Origin of the sequence: Streptomyces anulatus, from assembly GCF_014650675.1 — a bacterium.
Taxonomy (GTDB): Bacteria; Actinomycetota; Actinomycetes; order Streptomycetales; family Streptomycetaceae; genus Streptomyces; species Streptomyces anulatus.
The window spans coordinates 66,600-85,326 of sequence record NZ_BMVK01000013.1; the positions used below are offsets into that span (position 1 = coordinate 66,600).

Annotated in this window: 18 protein-coding genes and 1 tRNA gene; 14 read left to right on the forward strand and 5 right to left on the reverse strand. The window is 71.4% G+C overall.

What is annotated here, in order from left to right; translation table 11 throughout:
* Positions 1 to 57: 57 nt before the first annotated feature.
* The gene (locus IE272_RS27540) at positions 58 to 879 is read right to left on the reverse strand and encodes a class I SAM-dependent methyltransferase (RefSeq protein ID WP_190008525.1); all 822 of its coding nucleotides are present in this window, start codon (positions 877 to 879) and stop codon (positions 58 to 60) included.
* Between the two features lie 56 nt (positions 880 to 935).
* Here IE272_RS27540 and IE272_RS27545 point away from each other — a divergent pair, with 56 nt between their 5' ends.
* The 14 genes from IE272_RS27545 to IE272_RS27610 all read left to right on the forward strand — a co-directional run bounded on the left by IE272_RS27545 (position 936) and on the right by IE272_RS27610 (position 12,121).
* Positions 936 to 1,652, forward strand: coding sequence for a GntR family transcriptional regulator (locus IE272_RS27545; protein WP_190008527.1), 717 nt, complete (start codon positions 936 to 938; stop codon positions 1,650 to 1,652).
* Positions 1,653 to 2,194: 542 nt separating this feature from the next.
* Positions 2,195 to 2,641, forward strand: coding sequence for a plasmid transfer protein KilB (gene kilB / locus IE272_RS27550; RefSeq protein ID WP_190008529.1), 447 nt, complete (start codon positions 2,195 to 2,197; stop codon positions 2,639 to 2,641).
* An 88-nt stretch (positions 2,642 to 2,729) separates the two neighbouring features.
* A complete protein-coding gene (locus IE272_RS27555) occupies positions 2,730 to 3,035 on the forward strand; it encodes a hypothetical protein (protein WP_190008531.1) in 306 nt (101 codons plus the stop codon).
* Positions 3,032 to 3,898, forward strand: a complete 867-nt coding sequence (locus IE272_RS27560) for a DUF2637 domain-containing protein (protein WP_190008533.1) — start codon at positions 3,032 to 3,034, stop codon at positions 3,896 to 3,898. Before IE272_RS27555 ends, IE272_RS27560 begins: the two co-directional genes overlap by 4 nt.
* Positions 3,898 to 4,245, forward strand: coding sequence for an RRQRL motif-containing zinc-binding protein (locus IE272_RS27565; protein ID WP_190008663.1), 348 nt, complete (start codon positions 3,898 to 3,900; stop codon positions 4,243 to 4,245). The genes IE272_RS27560 and IE272_RS27565 overlap by 1 nt, the downstream gene beginning before the upstream one ends.
* Positions 4,242 to 4,436: a hypothetical protein gene (locus tag IE272_RS27570; protein ID WP_190008535.1), complete on the forward strand. Its 195-nt coding sequence runs from the start codon at positions 4,242 to 4,244 to the stop codon at positions 4,434 to 4,436. Before IE272_RS27565 ends, IE272_RS27570 begins: the two co-directional genes overlap by 4 nt.
* Positions 4,437 to 4,464: 28 nt before the next feature.
* Positions 4,465 to 4,992 carry a plasmid transfer protein TraA gene (gene traA, locus IE272_RS27575; protein ID WP_190008537.1) on the forward strand — a complete coding sequence of 176 codons (528 nt, stop codon included), beginning with the start codon at positions 4,465 to 4,467 and terminating at the stop codon, positions 4,990 to 4,992.
* A gap of 59 nt (positions 4,993 to 5,051) precedes the next feature.
* On the forward strand, positions 5,052 to 7,052 hold the full coding sequence (gene traB, locus IE272_RS27580; protein WP_190008665.1) for a plasmid transfer protein TraB: 2,001 nt from the start codon (positions 5,052 to 5,054) through the stop codon (positions 7,050 to 7,052).
* Positions 7,053 to 7,210: 158 nt separating this feature from the next.
* A complete protein-coding gene (locus IE272_RS27585; protein ID WP_190008539.1) occupies positions 7,211 to 7,711 on the forward strand; it encodes a hypothetical protein in 501 nt (166 codons plus the stop codon).
* A gap of 136 nt (positions 7,712 to 7,847) precedes the next feature.
* Positions 7,848 to 8,729: a bifunctional DNA primase/polymerase gene (locus IE272_RS27590; protein ID WP_229897754.1), complete on the forward strand. Its 882-nt coding sequence runs from the start codon at positions 7,848 to 7,850 to the stop codon at positions 8,727 to 8,729.
* Positions 8,726 to 9,076: a hypothetical protein gene (locus IE272_RS38870; protein ID WP_229897756.1), complete on the forward strand. Its 351-nt coding sequence runs from the start codon at positions 8,726 to 8,728 to the stop codon at positions 9,074 to 9,076. The genes IE272_RS27590 and IE272_RS38870 overlap by 4 nt, the downstream gene beginning before the upstream one ends.
* Positions 9,073 to 10,272, forward strand: a complete 1,200-nt coding sequence (locus tag IE272_RS27600; RefSeq protein WP_190008543.1) for a DUF3631 domain-containing protein — start codon at positions 9,073 to 9,075, stop codon at positions 10,270 to 10,272. Before IE272_RS38870 ends, IE272_RS27600 begins: the two co-directional genes overlap by 4 nt.
* A 189-nt stretch (positions 10,273 to 10,461) precedes the next feature.
* Positions 10,462 to 10,668 carry a helix-turn-helix domain-containing protein gene (locus IE272_RS27605; RefSeq protein ID WP_190008545.1) on the forward strand — a complete coding sequence of 69 codons (207 nt, stop codon included), beginning with the start codon at positions 10,462 to 10,464 and terminating at the stop codon, positions 10,666 to 10,668.
* 64 nt (positions 10,669 to 10,732) lie between these two features.
* Positions 10,733 to 12,121, forward strand: coding sequence for a tyrosine-type recombinase/integrase (locus tag IE272_RS27610; protein ID WP_190008547.1), 1,389 nt, complete (start codon positions 10,733 to 10,735; stop codon positions 12,119 to 12,121).
* A 43-nt stretch (positions 12,122 to 12,164) separates the two neighbouring features.
* On the opposite strand, the gene IE272_RS27615 is transcribed toward IE272_RS27610, so the two are convergent.
* From IE272_RS27615 to tmk, 4 genes are all read right to left on the reverse strand, one after another.
* A tRNA-Thr gene (locus IE272_RS27615) sits at positions 12,165 to 12,241 on the reverse strand.
* A 124-nt stretch (positions 12,242 to 12,365) separates the two neighbouring features.
* Positions 12,366 to 13,895 (reverse strand): alpha/beta hydrolase, encoded by a 1,530-nt coding sequence (locus IE272_RS27620; RefSeq protein WP_073958094.1) that lies wholly within the window; start codon positions 13,893 to 13,895, stop codon positions 12,366 to 12,368.
* Between the two features lie 79 nt (positions 13,896 to 13,974).
* A complete protein-coding gene (locus tag IE272_RS27625) occupies positions 13,975 to 15,180 on the reverse strand; it encodes a DNA polymerase III subunit delta' (protein ID WP_050362517.1) in 1,206 nt (401 codons plus the stop codon).
* Positions 15,181 to 15,386: 206 nt separating this feature from the next.
* Positions 15,387 to 18,656, reverse strand: a complete 3,270-nt coding sequence (gene tmk / locus IE272_RS27630; RefSeq protein WP_190008549.1) for a dTMP kinase — start codon at positions 18,654 to 18,656, stop codon at positions 15,387 to 15,389.
* Between the last annotated feature and the right edge of the window lie 71 nt (positions 18,657 to 18,727).

Genomic DNA, 18,727 nt, shown 5'->3' on the forward strand with positions numbered 1-18,727 from the left:
TGAACCAATTTCATGCCCGTGAGCGAGCTTCATAGCTCCGCCCACGGGCATGGGCGGTCAGTTGGTCGTGCTAAGCGGAACTCTTCCCACGGCCAGCAGGTGGGAGCTGGCGGCAAGAAGCTCGGGGTAGGGCTCTGCCATGCGGGCCGCTTCCATGGCTGAGGCAATCAGCTCATCCGTGGGACCTTCGCCCGGCTGCTGTTCCGCCGCCTTCACCAGCGACCAGGCGGGGCCCTCGATGCCGAAGACCTGCACATCCTCCAGCCCGGAGGCGACCAGCTCTGTCACCAGCTCTTCGGCCCGGTGGAAGTACGACAGGGTGAACCCGCGCGCTCCGTCGTAGACCGCCGTCTCCAGAATCTTGGAGACGGAGTTGTGAATCCGTTCGGTGTGCAGGTGGGCGTACGTGACGTGCTCGAAGAGCGACGCATAGCGATTGATCGCAGCAGCGGCGACCAGCCCGCCAGGCTTGACCACACGAGAGGCTTCCGCAAGCGCCCGTTGCCGGTCGGCCGGATCGGGCAGGTGGTAGAGCGGACCGAGAAGCTGCACGACGTCGTAGGTGTCGTCCGGCTCGGGCAGGTCGCGCGCGTCACCGACAACCGCCGGGCACACCGCCGACGCAGCCTCAACGTGACGGGGCACCGGATCTACTAGGGCGACGTCGTAGCCGTCCTTCACCAGCCACTCAGCGTGAATCCCCGTCCCCCCGCCCACGTCGAGCACGCGCGCCGGCGCGGGGGGCAGAAAGCGTCGGAGGAGTTCCTGAGTTCTGACCAGTTCCATCCGGCCGTCTGCCGAGCTACGCAGACGGCTGTCCTCGTTGACCGTCTCGCCATAGAACCGCATCACGGAGGGTGCCAATTCGAGATTCGACATGGTCGCAGTATCGTGTGTACCGGTGGACCAGTCCAGCGCAGGAAATAGGGGAAGCCATGGCAGTCCTGAAGTACGAAGAGATCGCAGAGTTCCTGCGCGCCCGCATCGCCGCTGGTGAGATCGCCCCCGGGGCCACGATTCCGTCGGGCCGAGAGCTGGCCGAGCAGTGGGATGTGTCACGAGCCACCGCCATCAAGGCCGTCGATGTACTGCGAAACGATGGCGTGGTCGTGGCCAAGCAGGGAACCGGGTTCGTCGTCACGGAGACGCCCGTGGCCCGCCCTGCTGGCGCTCGCCGTGCAGGTTCGGCGCGCATCCTGGGCGGAATGCCGTTCCTTCGCGTCGGTGAGCCCGACTGGGCGGAACCCCCCGCCCACGTCGCCACTGCCCTCGGCCTCTCCTCCGGGACGACGGCGCTTCGACGCGTTCGGGTCCTCCAGCTCCCGGACGGAACGCCGAATAGCTGCGTTGAGGCCTGGTTCCCCCCGGAGGTCGCAGAAGTGTCGCCGCGCCTCGCCGACCCCAACCCGATCGCCGAAGGCACAACGCGCTACATCAGACGCCAGACCGGGCGGGCCCCGGCCGAGGGCGTAGACGTCACCACTGTGCGCGGCGCATCGGAGACGGAGGCGGAACGCTTGGGGGTGCCGCAGGGCGCACCCGTAGCCGTGCTGCTGCACACGGCGTATGACGACCAAGGGAAGCCGCTGGTCTGCGAGGAGGGCGTCACACCCTCGTCGCTCTTCGAGCAGGTGGACACCTACGCCATGTAGGCAACCACCGAGCAACAGAGACAGCTGGACCGGTCCACCGGTTCAGCTTTTTTTGTTGCTCGAAACACCACGCCACCTGCACTTTCCATCACGCCGGGGTGGTGGCGCACACAAGTAACGCTTGACTGGACCGGTCCACCGGTCCAGTCTCTTGTTGTGGCCATCGCCCGATCCGGAATCTCCGGAGGGGGTCGATTCCGTCACGCTAAAACTCAACAGCGTGATCCACCGCAGCACGGCGGCCGTGACCGTTCCGGCCGAGGCGAGTGGAGACCAGTCGGCCGAGAAGAGGCCCCCGTCACACCGGGGCCCAACACCCCACATGGGGGACACGCCACCGACTCGAAAGAACCGCTACGGCACAGACCACCCCAGACGTCCGGGACTTCGGATCTCCCCGGACCGAGTGGCGCCGAGCGAATCGGAGAACCGAAGCCCCGCGCCCGCCATGCGGGAGCCGCGACGACGCCGGATCGAATCCGGCACGGGGCACGCACAACCGCCGCACTCGCGGCGGGTGCAGCCGACGAGAGGAACCTGCCATGTGGGGAAGCGTCATCGCGGTAGTGGGAACCCTGCTGGGTTCGGTGACCGCCTACGTGCTCCAGCAGCGCACCGCCCGCACCGACCGTGCCGACGTCCGCCAGCACGAGGAGCGGCGGGACCGGATCGCGGCTGTCACCGCGCTCACGGTGGCGCTGGCCGATCACCGTCGGTCGATGTGGGTCCGTGAGGACCTGCGGCTGTCCGGCGCTTCGGACGCCGACTACCAAGCGGCCCGCGCGGCCAGTCACAACACCCGCTCCGCTCTGACCGCACCGCTGACCACGCTGGCGATCCTGGCCCCCGACCTTGCCGGGGTCGCCCGGGACGCGGCCGGCGCGACGTACGCCCTGCGGAACACCGAGAACCGCGAACTTCTCGACTTCTACCGCCGGGCCGCGATCGAGGCTGCGGACGAACTCGTCCGCGTCGCCGCCACCGCCTGACACCCCAACCACGACGCAGCGCGGCCCCGGTGCGGGAACACCGGGGCCGCTGTTGAGCCGTCACACCTTCACAGGGAGAGAACGACTCATGAAGACCATCGTTGCTGGTCGCGAGCCTGTTACCGCGACCGAGTTCGTTGAGCTGGCTCTGGGCATCGACCTGGAGCTGTTCACCGGTTCGCCCACCGAGTCCGCCAAGGACCGGGCGGCCCGTCTGGACGTCGCCCGTGAAGTCCTCGCGGACCTGCGGGAGAGCGACCCGGAGACCGCGGCCTACGCCGAGAGCCTGATGCAGGCCCTCCCGCTCAAGCAGCCCCGCCCCAACGGCCGGCGCACCCGCCGCGTCCGGCGCCCGCTGCACCACCTTGCCCCCGGTGCGGCGGTGGCGGCGTGAAGCGTTCCGGAAAGATCTTCCTGGTCGCCGCTCTGGTCGTTGTGGTCTGCATGGCGTTCCGGGTGTCCTGGAACGCGCTCCGCGACGTCGCCCGCGCGATCGGTGCGGATGAGACCGCGGCGAACTTCTACCCGTTCGTCATCGACGGCCTGATGGCTCTCGCGCTCATCGCCACTCTGGTCCTGGTCGGCAAGGACCGCCAGTTCGCCCTCAAGGTGCTGGGCGGGTACACCGCCGCGTCGCTGGTCCTGAACTACGTGCACGGCCTGGTCCCCGCTCTGCACGAGGCGGTGGGCATGGTTCGCCTCGCAGACTGGGACGGCGCGCACTACGCACTCGTCTTCATCGCGACGTCGCTGCCGGTCGGGGCGATCTTCTTCGGGTCCGATCTGGTCGCGAAGGTGCTGCACCACCGCCCCGCCGCCGAGGCTGTGCGGGTGCCGGACGGGCAGGAATCCACACCCGCCCCGCACACCCCCACACACCCCGCTCAGACCCCGGTAGCCGATCACGCCGAACCCTCCGCACACGCCCCCGCCCCGGAGCCGTCCACGCAGGTCACGGGGGATGCGGTAGCTGTGCGGGGGAGCGATCCGCACACCCTCCGCACACCGGAGGAGGAGACGCCCGAAGAGGTGCTGCACCGGGAGCAGTTCGAGGAGGCGGAGCTGGAGCGGATGCGGCAGGACGCGCGCCGTGCGTACGCCGAATCCGCACAGGCGGGCCGCCCCCTCAGCGCCCGTGCGCTCGGTGAGGCGTTCGGCATGAGCGAGTCGTGGGGACGCAAGCAGATCCTCGCCGTCCGCGACGACGAAGGGTCCTTCCGGCCCCACCTGCGGGCCGTCGAACCCGCCGCCGTGTGATGGCCACTCTGCCCTCCTACCGGTGGCGGCTCGCCCCCGACGGGTTGGCTACCCGCCGTCAGCTCCGCGCGTTGGGGCTGCGGCCGGGTGGTCAGGACGTCGTCGCCGAACTCCACCGCCCACGCCGCCGGCGGGCTCCGCTGGTCGCCTTCCTCTACCGCGTCGACCGGGCCAAACCGGTCCGCCCGATGACACCGGCCCGCGCCGCCGCCCTGGCCGCGGCGATGCTCGCCCGCCGCACCTGCCCCACCTGCCGCCTCGACGCCGGGTACTGCATCCCGCGCTCGCTCGGCATGTGCGTCACCTGCCACGACCTTCCGCTGAACCGAGAGGACACCCCCTCATGAACGCCGCCGAATACCGCGCCGCCGCCGAGCGCCTCATCGCCAGCGACACGCCCCGCTTCGGGGCCATCACTCCCGACAGCTTCCGCAGGGCCGAAATCTTTGCGCAGCTCGCCGTGTCCGCCGCGATCTCCGAAGCGGCCGAAGCGCGCACCCCTCAGCACGACGTGAACGCGGACTACGACGCAGCCTGACGCACCACCAACCAGTGAGGACACGCACATGACGACAGCACCCCGCACCGGTCAGAGCAGCACCCGGGACAGCAAGTTCTCCTCCGCGGGCGCGGCGGCCGGCGGATTCGTCGGCGCGATGGGCAGCACGTTCGTTCCGCCGATCAACGTCACGTTCAACAACACCAAGAACGTCCCCGGCCCCCGGGGCGGTGGGCAGTCGCAGAGCCTGCTGCCCGCCCCGGAGTTCAACTCCCCCGCGCAGATCCGCAACTACTGCAACACCCTCCGGGCCGCGGCCGTGACGCTCTCGTTCGAGGTGGCCATGGGTGCGGAGATCCTCAAGGCGGTGCTGGCCACGGTGCCGGACCCGGACGGACGGATCGGCGGCTCGAAGATCCGGGCGTTCAAGGTCTCCCGGAAGATGCAGCGCGCCGCCGACGAGCTCCGCAACGCGGCCAAACTCGCCGCGGCCTGCTACGCCACCTTCTCGCAGGAGTACGAGGGAGAGCTGAACGCGCACCGCGCCCGCGGCAGCCGCCCGCCGCAGCCGCGCATGACGTGGGGCCAGCAGTGAGCGCCCGGTGGGTTGATCAGGACGGACGAGACATGGAACGGGAACTGGAGAGGGAAGCGATGAAGACGACCACCCGCACCACGCGGACCCGGAGCGGTGTCGGGGTCTACCTGCTGAACCGGGCGATGCCGCACCTGCCGCCGTGGCTCGGCATGGCGGGAGTCGGTGTCGCCGGGAGCGGCGCCCACCTGATGTGGGCGGAGTCGGCCGCGGCCGGGGTCGGGCTGACCCTGTCGGCCGTGGCGCTGACCGGCGCGACGTGGTGGGCCGGTCGGGAGACGAGCGCGCAGCGTCGCCTGCACTCCGCGATCACCGTTGCGGCCGGGTCCGCGTGGATGACCGGTGCCGCTCTGGCCGGTCCGCTCTCCGGCATCCTCCCGGACACCTACCTGATGGGCGGTGCGGTGCTCGCCCTGTCCTGGAACGTCCGTATGGCGCTGCGCTCGACGGAGAGCGGCGCGGCCACCGGGTCCGGGGACAAGGGGCTGCTGGAGAAGGTCGGTCTGGCCAAGGCGATGATCGGGCGCACGGAGGTGGAGCCGAACCGGGTTACCGCGAAGATCGCCCTTGAGGGTGGAGAGCAGACCACCGACGACGTGGCCAAGGCTCTGGTGCGGATCGCGTCCGCGCTGGACCTCCCGCAGTCCGCGGTGCGCTTCCAGCCCGACCCCGACTCAGCGCGCCGCGGTGAGCTGGTCATCGTCCCCAAGGACATGCTGACCGAAGTGCAGGAGTACGACGGCCCGTCGCTGCCCGGCGGCTCGATCACGGACCCGCTCATCCTCGGCCGGTACGACGACGGCTCCCCGCTGATGGTGTGGCTGCCCGGAGACCCGACAGTCGGACGGAACGCGAATCACTTCCTGATCGCGGGCGGTACCGGGTCCGGCAAGGGCGACGCCGCGCTGAACCTCCAGACGGAGATCCTGTCGCGCAGCGACGTCATCATGTGGCTGTCCGACCCGAAGGCGTTCCAGGACTTCCGGCCGCTGCTGCCCGCCTACGACTGGGCGGTTGAGGGCGGCGCCGGTACGGAGGCGATGGTCGAGGCGCTCCAGCAGGTCATCCCCGCCCGGACCGGGTGGCTCGGCAAGCACTCCTACCGGCAGTGGTCGGTGCAGGCCGCGGAGAAGCAGACCGACCCGGCGCACTCCTGCCGGCCGGACCGCACGGCGTGCGGCTGCCCCGGGATGCCGTACATGGTCGCGTGGATGGAAGAGGCCGCGAACACGCTCCGCGCGCTCGGAGACGACGCGTTCACCGGCATCGCGCAGGAGGCACGCTCGGCAGGCTGCTCGCTGATCGTGTCCCTCCAGCGCCCGTCCTACGACCAGATGTCGACGAGCACCCGCGCCTCCCTCCCCGCCGTGATCGCGCTCGGCTGCGACCCGCGCGACGAAGGGTTCTCCCTGCCGGAGTCCGTCATCGACCAGGGTGCGCACCCCGGAGCGTGGGGCAACCGGAAGCCGGGCTACTGCTACGCCGTGGCCGGCGGAATCGACCCCGACCGGTACGCCTCCCCGGGCCGGACCCGGCAGTTCACCCCCCGGGCGGTGTCCATCATGGAGACGCTCGCGCAGTGGGCCGTGCGCAACGGCGCCAAGGCCGACCCGATCACGAGCAAGGCTGCCGCGGCGGTGGCCGGCCGCGCGTACACCGACCGTGCCCGTACCGACGAGCAGGGGCAGACCGGAATGCCGGAGCAGGACGACGACGTGATGACCGGCCAGGCACTGGACGCGGAGGATGCGGCGATGGACCCGGAGCAGGATCTCCCCGCGGCCGAGCAGGGTGACGACACCCCGCTGTTCGGTGCCGAGACCGGCCGCAAGCCGTCCCCGGACGAGGCGCGGGAGCTGTTCGCCCGGGCGCTCGACGAGTTCGAGACGGCCGGACAGATGGTCGTCGGACCGAAGGACTTCATGGACTGGTGCGACGCCAACGGCTACAGCCGCCCGTGGGTCTCCGCCCGCCTCAAGGACGCCGCGATGGAAGGCCGCCTTGAGCCGACGAACCAGACCGGCCGGTGGCGGATCGTGCCCGTTCTGGCCGCCGCCTGACACCTGACACCGTCACGGGCGCGTGACACCCAAACCCCTAGGCGGGAGCGGGTGTCACGCGCCCTGACGCCTCCGCCTGACACCCCCCTGACACCAGGCACCACGGGCCGGTCCCGGTGCAGCCCGCACCGGCCCTGACACCCACGGAGGTAGAGCCCGTGACCGCCCACCCCCAGAACCCCGGCCCCTCTGCCGGCCGACCGCTCAGCACCGCCGAAGCGTCCGCCGAAGCCGCCCGCCTGATCCACGAGGCCTACCGGCAGGAAGCCCCGGCCCCCACACCGACCAGCTACCGCGACCCCAACCCGACCCCGGCGTACGGCACCGCGGCCCCAGTTGCGCAGCCCGACTCCCGGATCGTCCCGCAGTGGGCGGCCGGAGTCGCCGTCGCCTCCATCGGCGTAGGCGCCGGAATCACCGGCCTCGGGTGCGGAGCCTGGCTCGCCCTCCAGGGCCTGGCCTCCGTCACGCTCATGGGAGTGCTGACCGTGACCCTCCCGCTCGCCGGACTCGCCGCCGTCATCACCGCCGCCGGAGCCGCCGTCGCCCGCGCCCGCTCCGCCTCCACCACCAACGTCTACGAAGGCACCGTCGTACAGCGGACCGAGATCACCTCCACCGCACGCGGCATGCTCTCCCGCTCCAACATCACCCAGTAGCGACCCGCCCCGCCAACCCGCCTCAGGTACGACCGAGGGCGGCCCCCGTCTCGCCAAAGCCTGGGGCCGCCCTCGTCTGCCAGTGCCTCTCACAGAACTGGAGACCTCCAGCATGACGCATCACGTACCAACCGCAATGCTCTCCGCAGCCTTACAGGCTGCTGAGTACGGCTGGCACGTCTTCCCGCTCCGTCCCGCGGACAAGCGCCCCGCCCTCCACGGCGAGGCGGTCTGCCCGCTGATCGGGGACTGTGCGGGCGGTCACCGCAAGTGGGAGGACCGGGCCACCACCGACCCGGACCGCATCCGCCGGGCCTGGTCCGACCGCCCGTTCAACATCGGAATCGCCACCGGCCCGTCCGGGCTGCTGGTCATCGACCTCGACATGCCCAAGCGGAACAGCAGCACGGACACGCCTCACGGCGTGACGACCTTTAAGGCGCTCTGCGAGCGCGCCGGGCAGCCCGTCCCCACCACCTACCGGACCCGGACCGCGTCCGGCGGGCACCACCTGTACTTCACCACCCCGCGCGGGATGAGGCTGGGGAACAGCGCGGGCCGACTGGGCAAGCTCATCGACACCCGCGCCCACGGCGGTTACGTCGTCGCCGCTGGCAGCTTCACCGCCATCGGCCCCTACACCGTCACCGACCCCACACCCCCCATCCCGCTCCCGGACTGGCTGCACGCGCTCCTGACAACACGCCAGGCATCCCGGAAGTTGTCGGCCGTAGCTGCCTCTCCCCGGGCGTCCCGGTACGCGGTGGCGGCGCTGCGGGCGGAGACCGCGACCGTGCGGGCCGCGCCGACCGGGGAGCGCGACTGCACGTTGCTGTCGGCGGCGCGAGCTCTGGGGCGGTTCATCGCGTGGGGCGACCTGGACCGGTCGGTGGTCGAGGAGGCTCTTCAGGAGGCAGGGGAGTCGGCCGGCCTGTCCGCTCGCCAGTGCCAGTCCACCGTGCGCAGCGGTCTGAACTGGTCCATCGCCCGCAACAGCCCGCAGGCGAGGACAGCATGAACACACCTCCCCGCTCCGCCTTGAAGAGCCTCACCCCGACCACCACCGGCCCCCGCTCCGCCGAACCGGCCCCGGCCAGGTCCGGCAGTGGCGCGGCGAAGGTCGTCGCCCGTCAGGGCGTCCCCGTTGCTGTTCTCCCTGACCCGCACACGGTCACGGTGACCGGCATCCGCCCGGGTCTCACGGTGCGGGGGCTCGGTCGCAACCAGATCCCCGTCGCCGACTCGCTCTGCGCCTGCGGCCACCACGAACAAGCCCGAGGCCGCAACGCCGTCAGCGCCCTGACCTCTCGCGCCCGCGTCGACCACTGCCCGCACACCGAGCAGCACCGGAGGAACGCCGCATGAACACCCCTAACCCGCCCATCGACGGTGCGGCGCTGCTCAACGAGGTGGAAGCCTTCCACCGCCGCTTCAACGTCTTCCCCCGCGAAGCCGCCTACGTCGCCGTGGCGTTGTGGGACGCACACGCGCACCTGCTGGACGCGTTCGACTCCACCCCCCGCCTCGCCTTCCTCTCCCCCGAACCCGGGTCGGGGAAGTCTCGGGCCCTGGAAGTGGTGGAGACCCTGGTGCCGCGTCCCATGCTCGCCGTGAACGCCCGGGCCGCGGCACTGTTCCGGTCCGTCTCCGATCCGGCTGGGCGCCCGACGATCCTGTTCGACGAGATCGATACCGTCTTCGGGCCCAAGGCAGGGGATAACGAGGAGCTACGTGGCTTCCTCAACGCCGGTCACCGCCGCTCCGGGGTCACCTACCGGTGCATCGGGGACGGGGGCAATCAGACGGTGGTGGAGTTTCCCTCCTACACCGCCGTTGCCGTCGCTGGTCTCGGCTACCTGCCCGACACCATCACCACCCGCTCCGTCATCATCCGCATGCGCCGCCGAGCACGGAATGAGACCGTGGAGCCCTTCCGGGCCAGGCTCCACGAAGCCGAGGGGCAGGCGTTGCGCGAGCGGCTCGCTCAGTGGGCCGACACCGTACGGGAGGACATCGCCGGACGTTGGCCCGAGATGCCGGAAGGTGTCACGGACCGGCCGGCGGATGTGTGGGAACCGCTGCTGTCCGTCGCGGACGCGGCCGGGGGCGACTGGCCCGAACGCGCCCGCACCGCCTGCCTGGAGCTGGTCAACGCCGCCCGCGCCGACGACAAGGGCAGTGTCGGTATCCGGCTGCTCACCGATCTGCGGGACCACGTGATGGCGGGCATCGACCGGTTGCCGACCGTCGCGATCCTGGACCGGCTGTGCGCGCTGGACGAAGCACCGTGGGCGGACATGAGCGGACGGCCGCTCGACTCCCGGGGCCTGGCGAAGATGCTCGGGGAGTACATGACCGAGGACAACACCCCGGTCAAGGCCCGCAACATCAAGACCGCCGGAACGGTCCTCAAGGGCTACTACGCCGCCGATCTCCACGACGCCTGGCAGCGGTACTGCCCCCCACCCCCCTCAGGAGCCGCTACCTCCGCTACCTCCGCTACCGCGCAGGTCAGCGACCCGGAAACGGTAGCGGCAACCCTCTTCCCCTCCGCTACCTGAGCGCTACCCGCTACCGGCCCCACCCCACCACGGGGCGGGGCCGGTAGCGGCATCCATCCGCTACCGCTACCCCATCCGCTACCACGATCAGGCCCCTGACCAGGGCGGTAGCGCAGGTAGCGGAGGTAGCGGACCTGACAGGAAGGGGGCAGGGAGCCCCCAGCACCGCCGCCGAGGAGGCATGTTCCCTTGAGTACCGCCACGCGAGTCATCGAGCCCCTTCTCTACACCCCCGAGGAAGCCGCCGAAGCTCTCCGGCTCGGCCGGTCCACCGTCTACGAGCTGATGGCCGACGGAGTCCTGGCGTACGTGAAGCAGGGTCGCTGCCGCCGCATCAAGGTCACCGTCCTGAAGGCGTTCGTCGCCGAGATGCCGTCGGAGACCACCACCCACTGACCATGACCCCGAAGCGCGGGCCGGAGACATCCTCCGGCCCGCGCTTCGGCGCGCAAGGAGCACGATGAGCCCCCGCAAGGCCAACCTCGAATCATCCATCTACCTCGGCAGCGACGGCTGGTGGCACGGCCGCGTCACCATGGGCACCAAGAACGACGGCAGCCCCGACCGCCGCCACCGACGTGCCAGGACCGAGCCTGAAATCAAGCGCAAGGTCCGTGAACTGGAGAAGCTCCGTGACGAGGGCCGGGCACCCGTCGCCGGACGCAAGCCCACCGTCGAGCAGTGGATGACGACCTACCTGACCACCATCGCGAGCCTGAAGCTCAAGCCCCGCTCCCTGGACGACTACTGGTCCAAGACCCGCAACGACATCATCCCCGGCCTCGGGCAGCACCGGATCGACAAGCTCCAGCCCGAGCACCTGGAACGCTGCTACGCCGACATGCTCCACGCCGGCCACGCCCCGTCCCACGTCCTCAAGGTGCACCGCATCCTCTCCCGCGCCCTGAAAATCGCCCACCGCCGCCGGATGATCGTGGAAAACGTCGCCACCCTCGTCGACCCGCCCACCGTCGACGAGACCGAAGCGAACCCGTTCACCATGGAAGAGGCCAAAGCCTTCCTCCTCGCTGCGGCGAAGCGGCCCACCTTCATGCGCTGGCTCGTCGGCATCGGCATGGGCTTCCGCCAGGGCGAGAGCCTGGGACTCCGGTGGAAGTACGTGGACCTGGAAGCCGAACTGTTCCACCCGCAGTGGCAGCTCCAGCGCCTCACCTGGCGGCACGGCTGCGCCGCCCCGCACCTCTGCGGCGAGCGCCTGCACCGCTTCGATCCCTGCCCAGCGGACTGCACCACGCACAAGGGCTACAAGCGCGGCTGCCCGAAGCCGTGCCCGAAGGGCTGCACCCGCCACGCCAGCACCTGTCCAGAGCGGAAGGGTGGCGGGCTCGCCTTCACCCGGCCCAAGACCAAGAAGAGCCGCAACGCCGTCCCCATCCCCGCCCCCTTCATCCCCTATCTCCAAGAACACAAGGAGCAGCAGACAGTCCAACGGGCGGCGGCCAGTGAGGAGTGGCAGGAGTGCGACGCAGTGTTCACGCGCCCGGACGGGCGGCCGATTGATCCCCGGGCGGACTGGGAGGAGTTCAAGGAACTGCTTGAAGAGGCAGGGATCAGCGATCGGCGGCTCTACGACGGCAGCCGCCACACCGCCGGCACGATCCTCAACGAATTGGGGGTGGACATGCCGACCACCATGGAGATCCTCCGCCACACCCAGATCAGCCAGACCCGCCGCTACGTGAAGGGGCGCTCAGCCCTCTCCAAGGACGCCATGCTCCGCATGGGCAACGCCTTCGCGCCGGGGCCTTCCACGGGCCCGTCTGAGACCAGAAGTGAGACCCCCGGCAGCCGCGCGGAACGCTCACGGCGTCGCCGCCGCGTCCGCTGAACCAAAGAAGCCCAGCTCAGAGAGGTCTGAGCTGGGCTTCGAATGGAGCCGCCTTCGGGATTCGAACCCGAGACCTACGCATTACGAGTGCGTTGCTCTGGCCAACTGAGCTAAGGCGGCGCGCCCTGTCGCACTATGGTGCGATCAGCAGCGGAGCCAAGTCTACACAGTTTCCGGGGGTGCTCCGCACACGGCACCCCCGGAGGTGTTTGCGCTGGTCAGGGCTGGTCGGAGGGGCAGGGGGTCAGGTGCACTTCTTGCCGTCGGCGGGCGGAGTGCCCTCCAGGAGGTACGTGTTGATCGCCGTGTCGATGCAGTCGCTGCCCCGGCCGTACGCGGTGTGGCCGTCGCCCTCGTAGGTGAGCAGGGTGCCCGAGGAGAGCTGCTCGGCGAGGGACCGGGACCACTTGTACGGGGTGGCCGGGTCGCGGGTGGTGCCGACGACCACGATCGGGTCGGCGCCCTTCGCCTCGGTGCGGTGCGGGGTGCCGGTGGCCTCGGTGGGCCAGTAGGCGCAGTTCAGGGAGGCCCAGGCGAAGCCGCGTCCGAAGACCGGGGAGGCTTTCTCGAAGTCCGGGACCGCCTTCTCGACCGCGTCGGGGCCGTCGAAGGCGGGCGGCAGGTCGAGGCAGTTCACGGCGGCGTTGGCGAACATCAGGTTCGCGTACTTCCCGTTCGGCCCGCGCTCGTAGTAGCCGTCGGCGAGGGACAGGAGGCCGGAGCCGTCGCTCCGCTGCGCGCCCGCCAGCGCCTCGCGGAGCTGCGGCCAGGCCGCCTCGTCGTACATGGCGGCGATCACCCCGGTGGTGGCCAGGGACTCGCCCAGCTCACGGTCGTCGCCGGTCGGGATCGGCTTGGCGTCCAGGTCCTTGAAGAGCTGCTTCAGCGCGGTCGCCGCGTCGGCGGTGGACGTGGTGCCGAGCGGGCAGTCCGGCTGCTCGACGCAGTCGGCGGCGAAGGACTGGAAGGCCCCCTCGAAGCCCGCCGTCTGGTCGCGGTTCATGTCGACCGCCTTCAGCGAGGGGTCCATCGCCCCGTCCAGGACGAGGCGGCCGGCCCGCTCCGGGAAGAGGTCCGCGTAGGTCGCGCCCAGGAAGGTCCCGTACGACGCTCCGACGTAGTTCAGCTTCTCGTCGCCGAGCAGGGCTCGCAGGACGTCCATGTCACGGGCCGTGTCCACGGTGGAGACGTAGGGGAGGATCTCACCGGACCGCTTCTCGCAGCCCGCCGCGAACTTCTCGAAGGACGCGCTCAGCTTCCGGACCTCCGCCTCGTCGTCGGGCGTCTGGTCGACCTGGGTGTAGACGTCCATCTCGGGTCCCGTGAGGCACTCGACGGGCTCGCTGCGGGCCACGCCGCGCGGGTCGATCGCCACCATGTCGTACCGGGCCCTCACCTGGGCCGGATAGCCCAGTGCCGCATACCCCTGGAGATAGCCGATCGCGGAGCCGCCGGGGCCGCCCGGATTCACCAGGAGGGAGCCGATCCGCTCGCCCGGTCCTGTGGCCTTCTTACGGGAGACAGCGAGTTCGATGTCTCCACCGTCCGGCTTGTCGTAGTCCTTCGGCGCCTTCATCGTCGTGCACTCGAACCCCTCCACCCCGCAGTCGCGCCAGCTCAGCTTCTGCGCGTAGTAGGACGACAGCCCCTCGGGCGCCGCGGTGCCGGTGGCCGAAGCGCTCGGCGACGAGCCGCTGCCACTGCAGCCGGAGATGAGGAGGCCGGCAGTGCCGATCCCGATGGCGAAGGTGCGGAGCAGCCGCCTGGTATCCATTCAGGGAGCGTATCCGCCGGGTGACGAGTCGTCCGATTCCCTGCTCATTCGGGTGAACAGGGCCCACTGCGGGATCCTCTCAGCCCGCCCGCAGCGCCATCGTCATCGCCTCTACTGCGAGCAGCGGCGCCACATTGCGGTCCATCGCGTCCCGGCAGGCGATCACCGACTCGATCCTGCGCAGGGTCTGCGCGGGCGTCGAGGACTCCGCGATCCGGTCGAGGGAGTCCTGCACGTCGACATTGGCGATGGCGATCCGGGAGCCGAGCTGGAGCGCCAGCACATCCCGGTAGAACCCGGTGAGCTCGGTCAGCGCCAGATCGAGACTGTCCCGCTGCGTACGCGTCTTGCGGCGCTTCTGCTTGTCCTCCAGCTCCTTCATCGCCCCCGCCGTACCCCGCGGCATCCGGCCCCCGGCCACCCCGCCGAGCGCCGCCTTGAGGTCCTCGGTCTCCTTGACGTCGACCTCCTCCGCCATCTGCTTGGCGTCGTCGGTGGCCGTGTCGATCAGCTCCTGGGCCGCCTTGAGGCAGCCGCCGACGTCGGCGACCCGCAGCGGAACCTTCAGCACCGCCGCCCGCCGCGCCCGCGCCCGCTCGTCCGTCGCGAGACGGCGCGCCCGGCCGATGTGTCCCTGGGTGGCGCGCGCCGCGGAGTGCGCCCGCTCGGGGTCGACGCCGTCGCGGCGGATCAGGACGTCGGCCACCGCCTCCACCGGCGGGGTGCTCAGGGTGAGGTGCCGGCAGCGGGAGCGGATCGTGGGCAGGACGTCTTCGAGCGAGGGGGCGCACAGCATCCAGACCGTGCGCGGCGCGGGCTCCTCGACGGCCTTCAGCAGGACGTTGCCCGCGCCCTCGGTGAGGCGGTCGGCGTCCTCCATCACGATGACCTGCCACCGGCCGACCGCCGGGGAGAGCTGGGCGCGCCGGACCAGGTCGCGGGTCTCCTTCACGCCGATGGAGAGGAGATCCGTACGGATGATCTGGACGTCGGCGTGTGTGCCGATCAGGCTGGTGTGGCAGCCGTCGCAGAACCCGCAGCCGGGTACGCCACCCAGCGCCCGGTCCGGGCTCGTGCACTGGAGCGCGGCGGCGAAGGCCCGTGCCGCCGTGGACCGGCCGGAACCGGGCGGTCCGGTGAACAGCCAGGCGTGCGTCATCTTCGAGCCCTGGTCCAGCGGCTTGCCGTCGGACACGGCGGTGACCAGGGCGTCGGCGTCCTTGGCGGCGGCGGCGAGCTGTTCCTGCACGCGGATCTGTCCGACCAGGTCGTCCCATACGGTCATGGGTCACCGCCCTTCCGGTGGTGTCGTGCCGTGCTGTGGTGCGGCGGTGGCGTTCGAGCGTCGTTCGGCGGGAGGACGGAGGGGGCACGGTGGGCCGTCCGTCCCGTCGCTCTCCATTGTGGGGGACGCCACTGACAGTCCGGCCCGCCCGCCCCGGGAGGGGCGGACGGGCCGGGACTTCACCGTCGGCGGTGGGGCGGGGGGCGTCAGCCGCGCGGGCGGCGTCCCCGGCGTGCGGGGCCGTCGTCCTCCTGGCCCCCGAGCAGCTCGTCCGCCAGGGTCGGCAGATCGTCCAGCGGAGTCTCCTCCGCCCAGTCCGGGCGGGGGCGCTTGCGGCGGCCCTGCTGCCGGTCCGGGGTCTCCCCGGCGTTCGGGTCCTCGACCTGCGGCAGTTCCCGGGTGCGCTCGTTCTCGCTCTCCGCGGGCGAGGACGCCGGGCTCTCGTCCCGGAAGAAGCCCTGGGGCACCCGGTCGGAGGGCTGATCGGCGGAGACCGGCGGCAGCACGGCCGTCTCGTCCGCCTCCCGGGCCTGCGGCCGGTCCGCCGGCCGCTGGTCCGCGTAGCGCGGCAGCATCGCCGTCTCGTCGTCCCCGAGAGCGGAACCCGAACGTGCACCCGTGCCCGTACCGGATCCGGAAGGACGGTCGTCCTCCGGCCGGACCGCCGGGACCGGCTGCGTGATCTCGTTCGGGTTCACGATCGGCGTGGGCACCGTGAGCTCGTTCTCCGGAACGGACGGGCCTTCCGACCGGGAGGACGACCGCGAGGCCGACGACGAGGACGAGGACGAGGACGACGGGGAGGACGTCTCCGTACGGGAGGTGCCGGACGCCCGCGCCTCCTCCGCACGCCGGGCCTCCGCCCGGTCGGCCTCGGCCCGGGCCGCCTCCGTACGGGCGGCAGCCTCGGCCTCGGCCCGGCGACGGGCCTCCTCGGCGCGCATCAGGGCCTCTTCGGCCTTGCGCTGCTTCTCCAGGCGCTGTGCCTCGGCCTCCTTGCGGAGCCGGGCCTCCTCCTCGGCCTGCTTGCGCAGACGCTCCTGCTCGGCCTCGCGGACCCGCTCCTCGGCCTCCAGCCGGAGCCGGTCCTCCTCGGCGCGGCGGCGGGCCTCCTCGGCGCGCTGCCGGGCCTCCTCCGCCTGGCGCTCGGCCTCGCGGCGGCGGGCCTCCTCCAGCTCGCGCTGCTTGCGCTCCTCCTCCTCGGCGCGCAGCCTGGCGAGCTGCTCCTGGCGCTCCTTCTCCAGGCGCTCCTCCTCGGCCTTGCGGGCGGCCTCTTCCTCCGCCTTGCGCCTGGCCTCCTCGATGGCCTGGCGCCGGGCCTCCTCGATGGCCTCGATCTCGGCCTCGGAGAGCGGCAGGAGCTGGTCGAGCCGGTGACGTACGACCGTGGTGATCGACTCCGGCTCCTGGCCGGCGTCCACCACCAGATAGCGGGTCGGGTCGGCGGCGGCCAGGGTCAGGAACCCGGACCGCACCCGCTCGTGGAACTCGGCGGGCTCCGACTCCAGCCGGTCCGGCGCCTCGGTGAACCGCTCCCGCGCGGTCGCCGGGTCGACGTCCAGCAGCACCGTCAGATGCGGTACGAGGCCGCTCGTCGCCCACCGCGAGATCCGGGCGATCTCGGTCGGGGCCAGGTCCCGGCCCGCGCCCTGGTAGGCCACGGAGGAGTCGATGTAACGGTCGGAGATGACGATCGCGCCGCGCTCCAGCGCCGGGCGGACGACGGAGTCGACGTGCTCGGCGCGGTCGGCGGCGTACAGCAGGGCCTCGGCCCGGTTGGACAGACCCGCGGAGGACACGTCGAGCAGGATCGACCGCAGCCGCTTGCCGACGGGGGTCGCCCCGGGCTCGCGGGTCACGACGACCTCGTGGCCCTTGGACCGGATCCAGTCGGCGAGCGCCTCGACCTGAGTGGACTTGCCCGCTCCGTCGCCGCCCTCCAGGACGAGGAAGAAGCCGGTGGCGGCGGGCGCGACCGCGGGGTCGCCGCCGCGCAGCGCCTCGCGCAGGTCCCGGCGCAGCGGCACGCCCGCCCGGTCGTCCGTCTTGGCGAGGACGAGCGCGGCGACGGGCAGCAGCAGCGCGCCGAGCAGCATCAGGGTGAACGCGGCCCCGCCGTGGGCGAAGACGAAGTCGCCGGCGACCAGGCGGTGCCGTCCGATCGCGGCGGCCAGCAGGGGGCCCGCGACCGCGCCGAGCGCGACGAGCACCCGGACGACGGCCTGGAGGTGCTCGGTGGTCCGGGCCTGCCGGAACGCCTCGGTCTCCTGGTCGATCAGGGTGTGCCCGGTGTTCGCGGCGACCCCGGCGGCGTAACCGGCGAGCAGCGCGATGGCGATCCCGGTCGCGGTGTCCGGCACCAGGCCGAGCGCGAGAAGCGCGAGGCCGGTGACGGTCGTGGCCATCGCCAGCAGGCGGCGGCGCGACAGGGTGGGGAGCACGTGGCGCGCGGTGCGGATGCCGAGGGCGGTGCCGCCGGTCAGTCCGAGGACCAGCAGCGCGAACGTCGCGGGCCCGCCGCCGAGGTCGTAGGCGTGCAGTACGGAGACGGCCGCTGCGGCGGCGACGGTTCCGGCGAGGGCCGCGCAGACCGCGACCAGCAGGGGGACGGCGCCGGTGCGGCCCTTGTCGGGGCCGTTGCCGGTGGCCGGGCGGCGCAGGCCCTCCAGCGGGGAGCGCGGCCGGGGCGTCTGCGTGGCCGGGAACTGAAGGAAGTACAGGGTGGAGATGGAGGCGGAGAAGAGCCCGGCCGCGACGTAGGACCCCAGGGCCGCCTGGTGGAAGGAGAACCACTCCAGGCCCGAGCCCAGGAGGTTGCCGACCAGCGTGGCGGCCAGCAGGACCACCGCGGCGGCGGGCACGGCGAGGAAGTTCGTGCGCAGCGAAAGGCGGCGCAGGGCGTCGAGGTGGTCGGGCAGGGGGCGTACGGCCGCACCTTCGAGGGGCGGGGCGGGCAGCAGCGCCGGGGCGGCACTGTCCTTGGCCACGGCCCACAGGCGCTCACCGGCGCCGGTCACGAAGACGGTGATGAGGATCATCATGAGCGCCTTGTCGGGCGTCCAGTCGATCCACAGCGGGGCGACGACCAGGAGCGCCAGGCGCAGCCCGTCCACCCCGATCATCAGCCATCGCCGGTCCAGCTTTCCGCCGGGCCCCGTGAGGGACGTCAGGGGCCCCAGGAGTACGGCTCCGAAGAACAGGGTGGAAAGGATCCGGGCACCGAAGACGGCGGCGACGGCGAAGGCCGCCCCGCGGTATCCGGTGCCGAATGAGCCCTCAAGGACCGCCGCTTGCAGCGACAGCAGGACCAGCACGAGAAGGGCGAGTGCATCGCCGATACCGCCGACGAGCTGGGCGCTCCACAACCGCTTCAGCGGGGGAATACGCAACAGGGCCCGTACGGCGCGCTCGCGTGAGTCTGCGGCAAGTGTGTCGGAGGTGGGGCTCACGACCGTTGGCTGCTCGGCTCGCGTCATCCGCCCAGCCTATCGGCAGCGGTGCGGTGACCGTCGGCCCGTCCGAACATATGGACGCAGACAGCTTCCGG

What these genes read in the sequence shown, in the direction of transcription:
- IE272_RS27540 (WP_190008525.1), bottom strand. Translation starts at nt 879, where the DNA reads ATGTCGAATCTCGAATTGGCACCCTCCGTGATGCGGTTCTATGGCGAG.
- IE272_RS27545 (WP_190008527.1), top strand. Translation starts at nt 936, where the DNA reads ATGGCAGTCCTGAAGTACGAAGAGATCGCAGAGTTCCTGCGCGCCCGC.
- kilB (WP_190008529.1), top strand. Translation starts at nt 2,195, where the DNA reads ATGTGGGGAAGCGTCATCGCGGTAGTGGGAACCCTGCTGGGTTCGGTG.
- IE272_RS27555 (WP_190008531.1), top strand. Translation starts at nt 2,730, where the DNA reads ATGAAGACCATCGTTGCTGGTCGCGAGCCTGTTACCGCGACCGAGTTC.
- IE272_RS27565 (WP_190008663.1), top strand. Translation starts at nt 3,898, where the DNA reads ATGGCCACTCTGCCCTCCTACCGGTGGCGGCTCGCCCCCGACGGGTTG.
- IE272_RS27570 (WP_190008535.1), top strand. Translation starts at nt 4,242, where the DNA reads ATGAACGCCGCCGAATACCGCGCCGCCGCCGAGCGCCTCATCGCCAGC.
- traA (WP_190008537.1), top strand. Translation starts at nt 4,465, where the DNA reads ATGACGACAGCACCCCGCACCGGTCAGAGCAGCACCCGGGACAGCAAG.
- traB (WP_190008665.1), top strand. Translation starts at nt 5,052, where the DNA reads ATGAAGACGACCACCCGCACCACGCGGACCCGGAGCGGTGTCGGGGTC.
- IE272_RS27590 (WP_229897754.1), top strand. Translation starts at nt 7,848, where the DNA reads ATGCTCTCCGCAGCCTTACAGGCTGCTGAGTACGGCTGGCACGTCTTC.
- IE272_RS38870 (WP_229897756.1), top strand. Translation starts at nt 8,726, where the DNA reads ATGAACACACCTCCCCGCTCCGCCTTGAAGAGCCTCACCCCGACCACC.
- IE272_RS27600 (WP_190008543.1), top strand. Translation starts at nt 9,073, where the DNA reads ATGAACACCCCTAACCCGCCCATCGACGGTGCGGCGCTGCTCAACGAG.
- IE272_RS27610 (WP_190008547.1), top strand. Translation starts at nt 10,733, where the DNA reads ATGAGCCCCCGCAAGGCCAACCTCGAATCATCCATCTACCTCGGCAGC.
- IE272_RS27620 (WP_073958094.1), bottom strand. Translation starts at nt 13,895, where the DNA reads ATGGATACCAGGCGGCTGCTCCGCACCTTCGCCATCGGGATCGGCACT.
- IE272_RS27625 (WP_050362517.1), bottom strand. Translation starts at nt 15,180, where the DNA reads ATGACCGTATGGGACGACCTGGTCGGACAGATCCGCGTGCAGGAACAG.
- tmk (WP_190008549.1), bottom strand. Translation starts at nt 18,656, where the DNA reads ATGACGCGAGCCGAGCAGCCAACGGTCGTGAGCCCCACCTCCGACACA.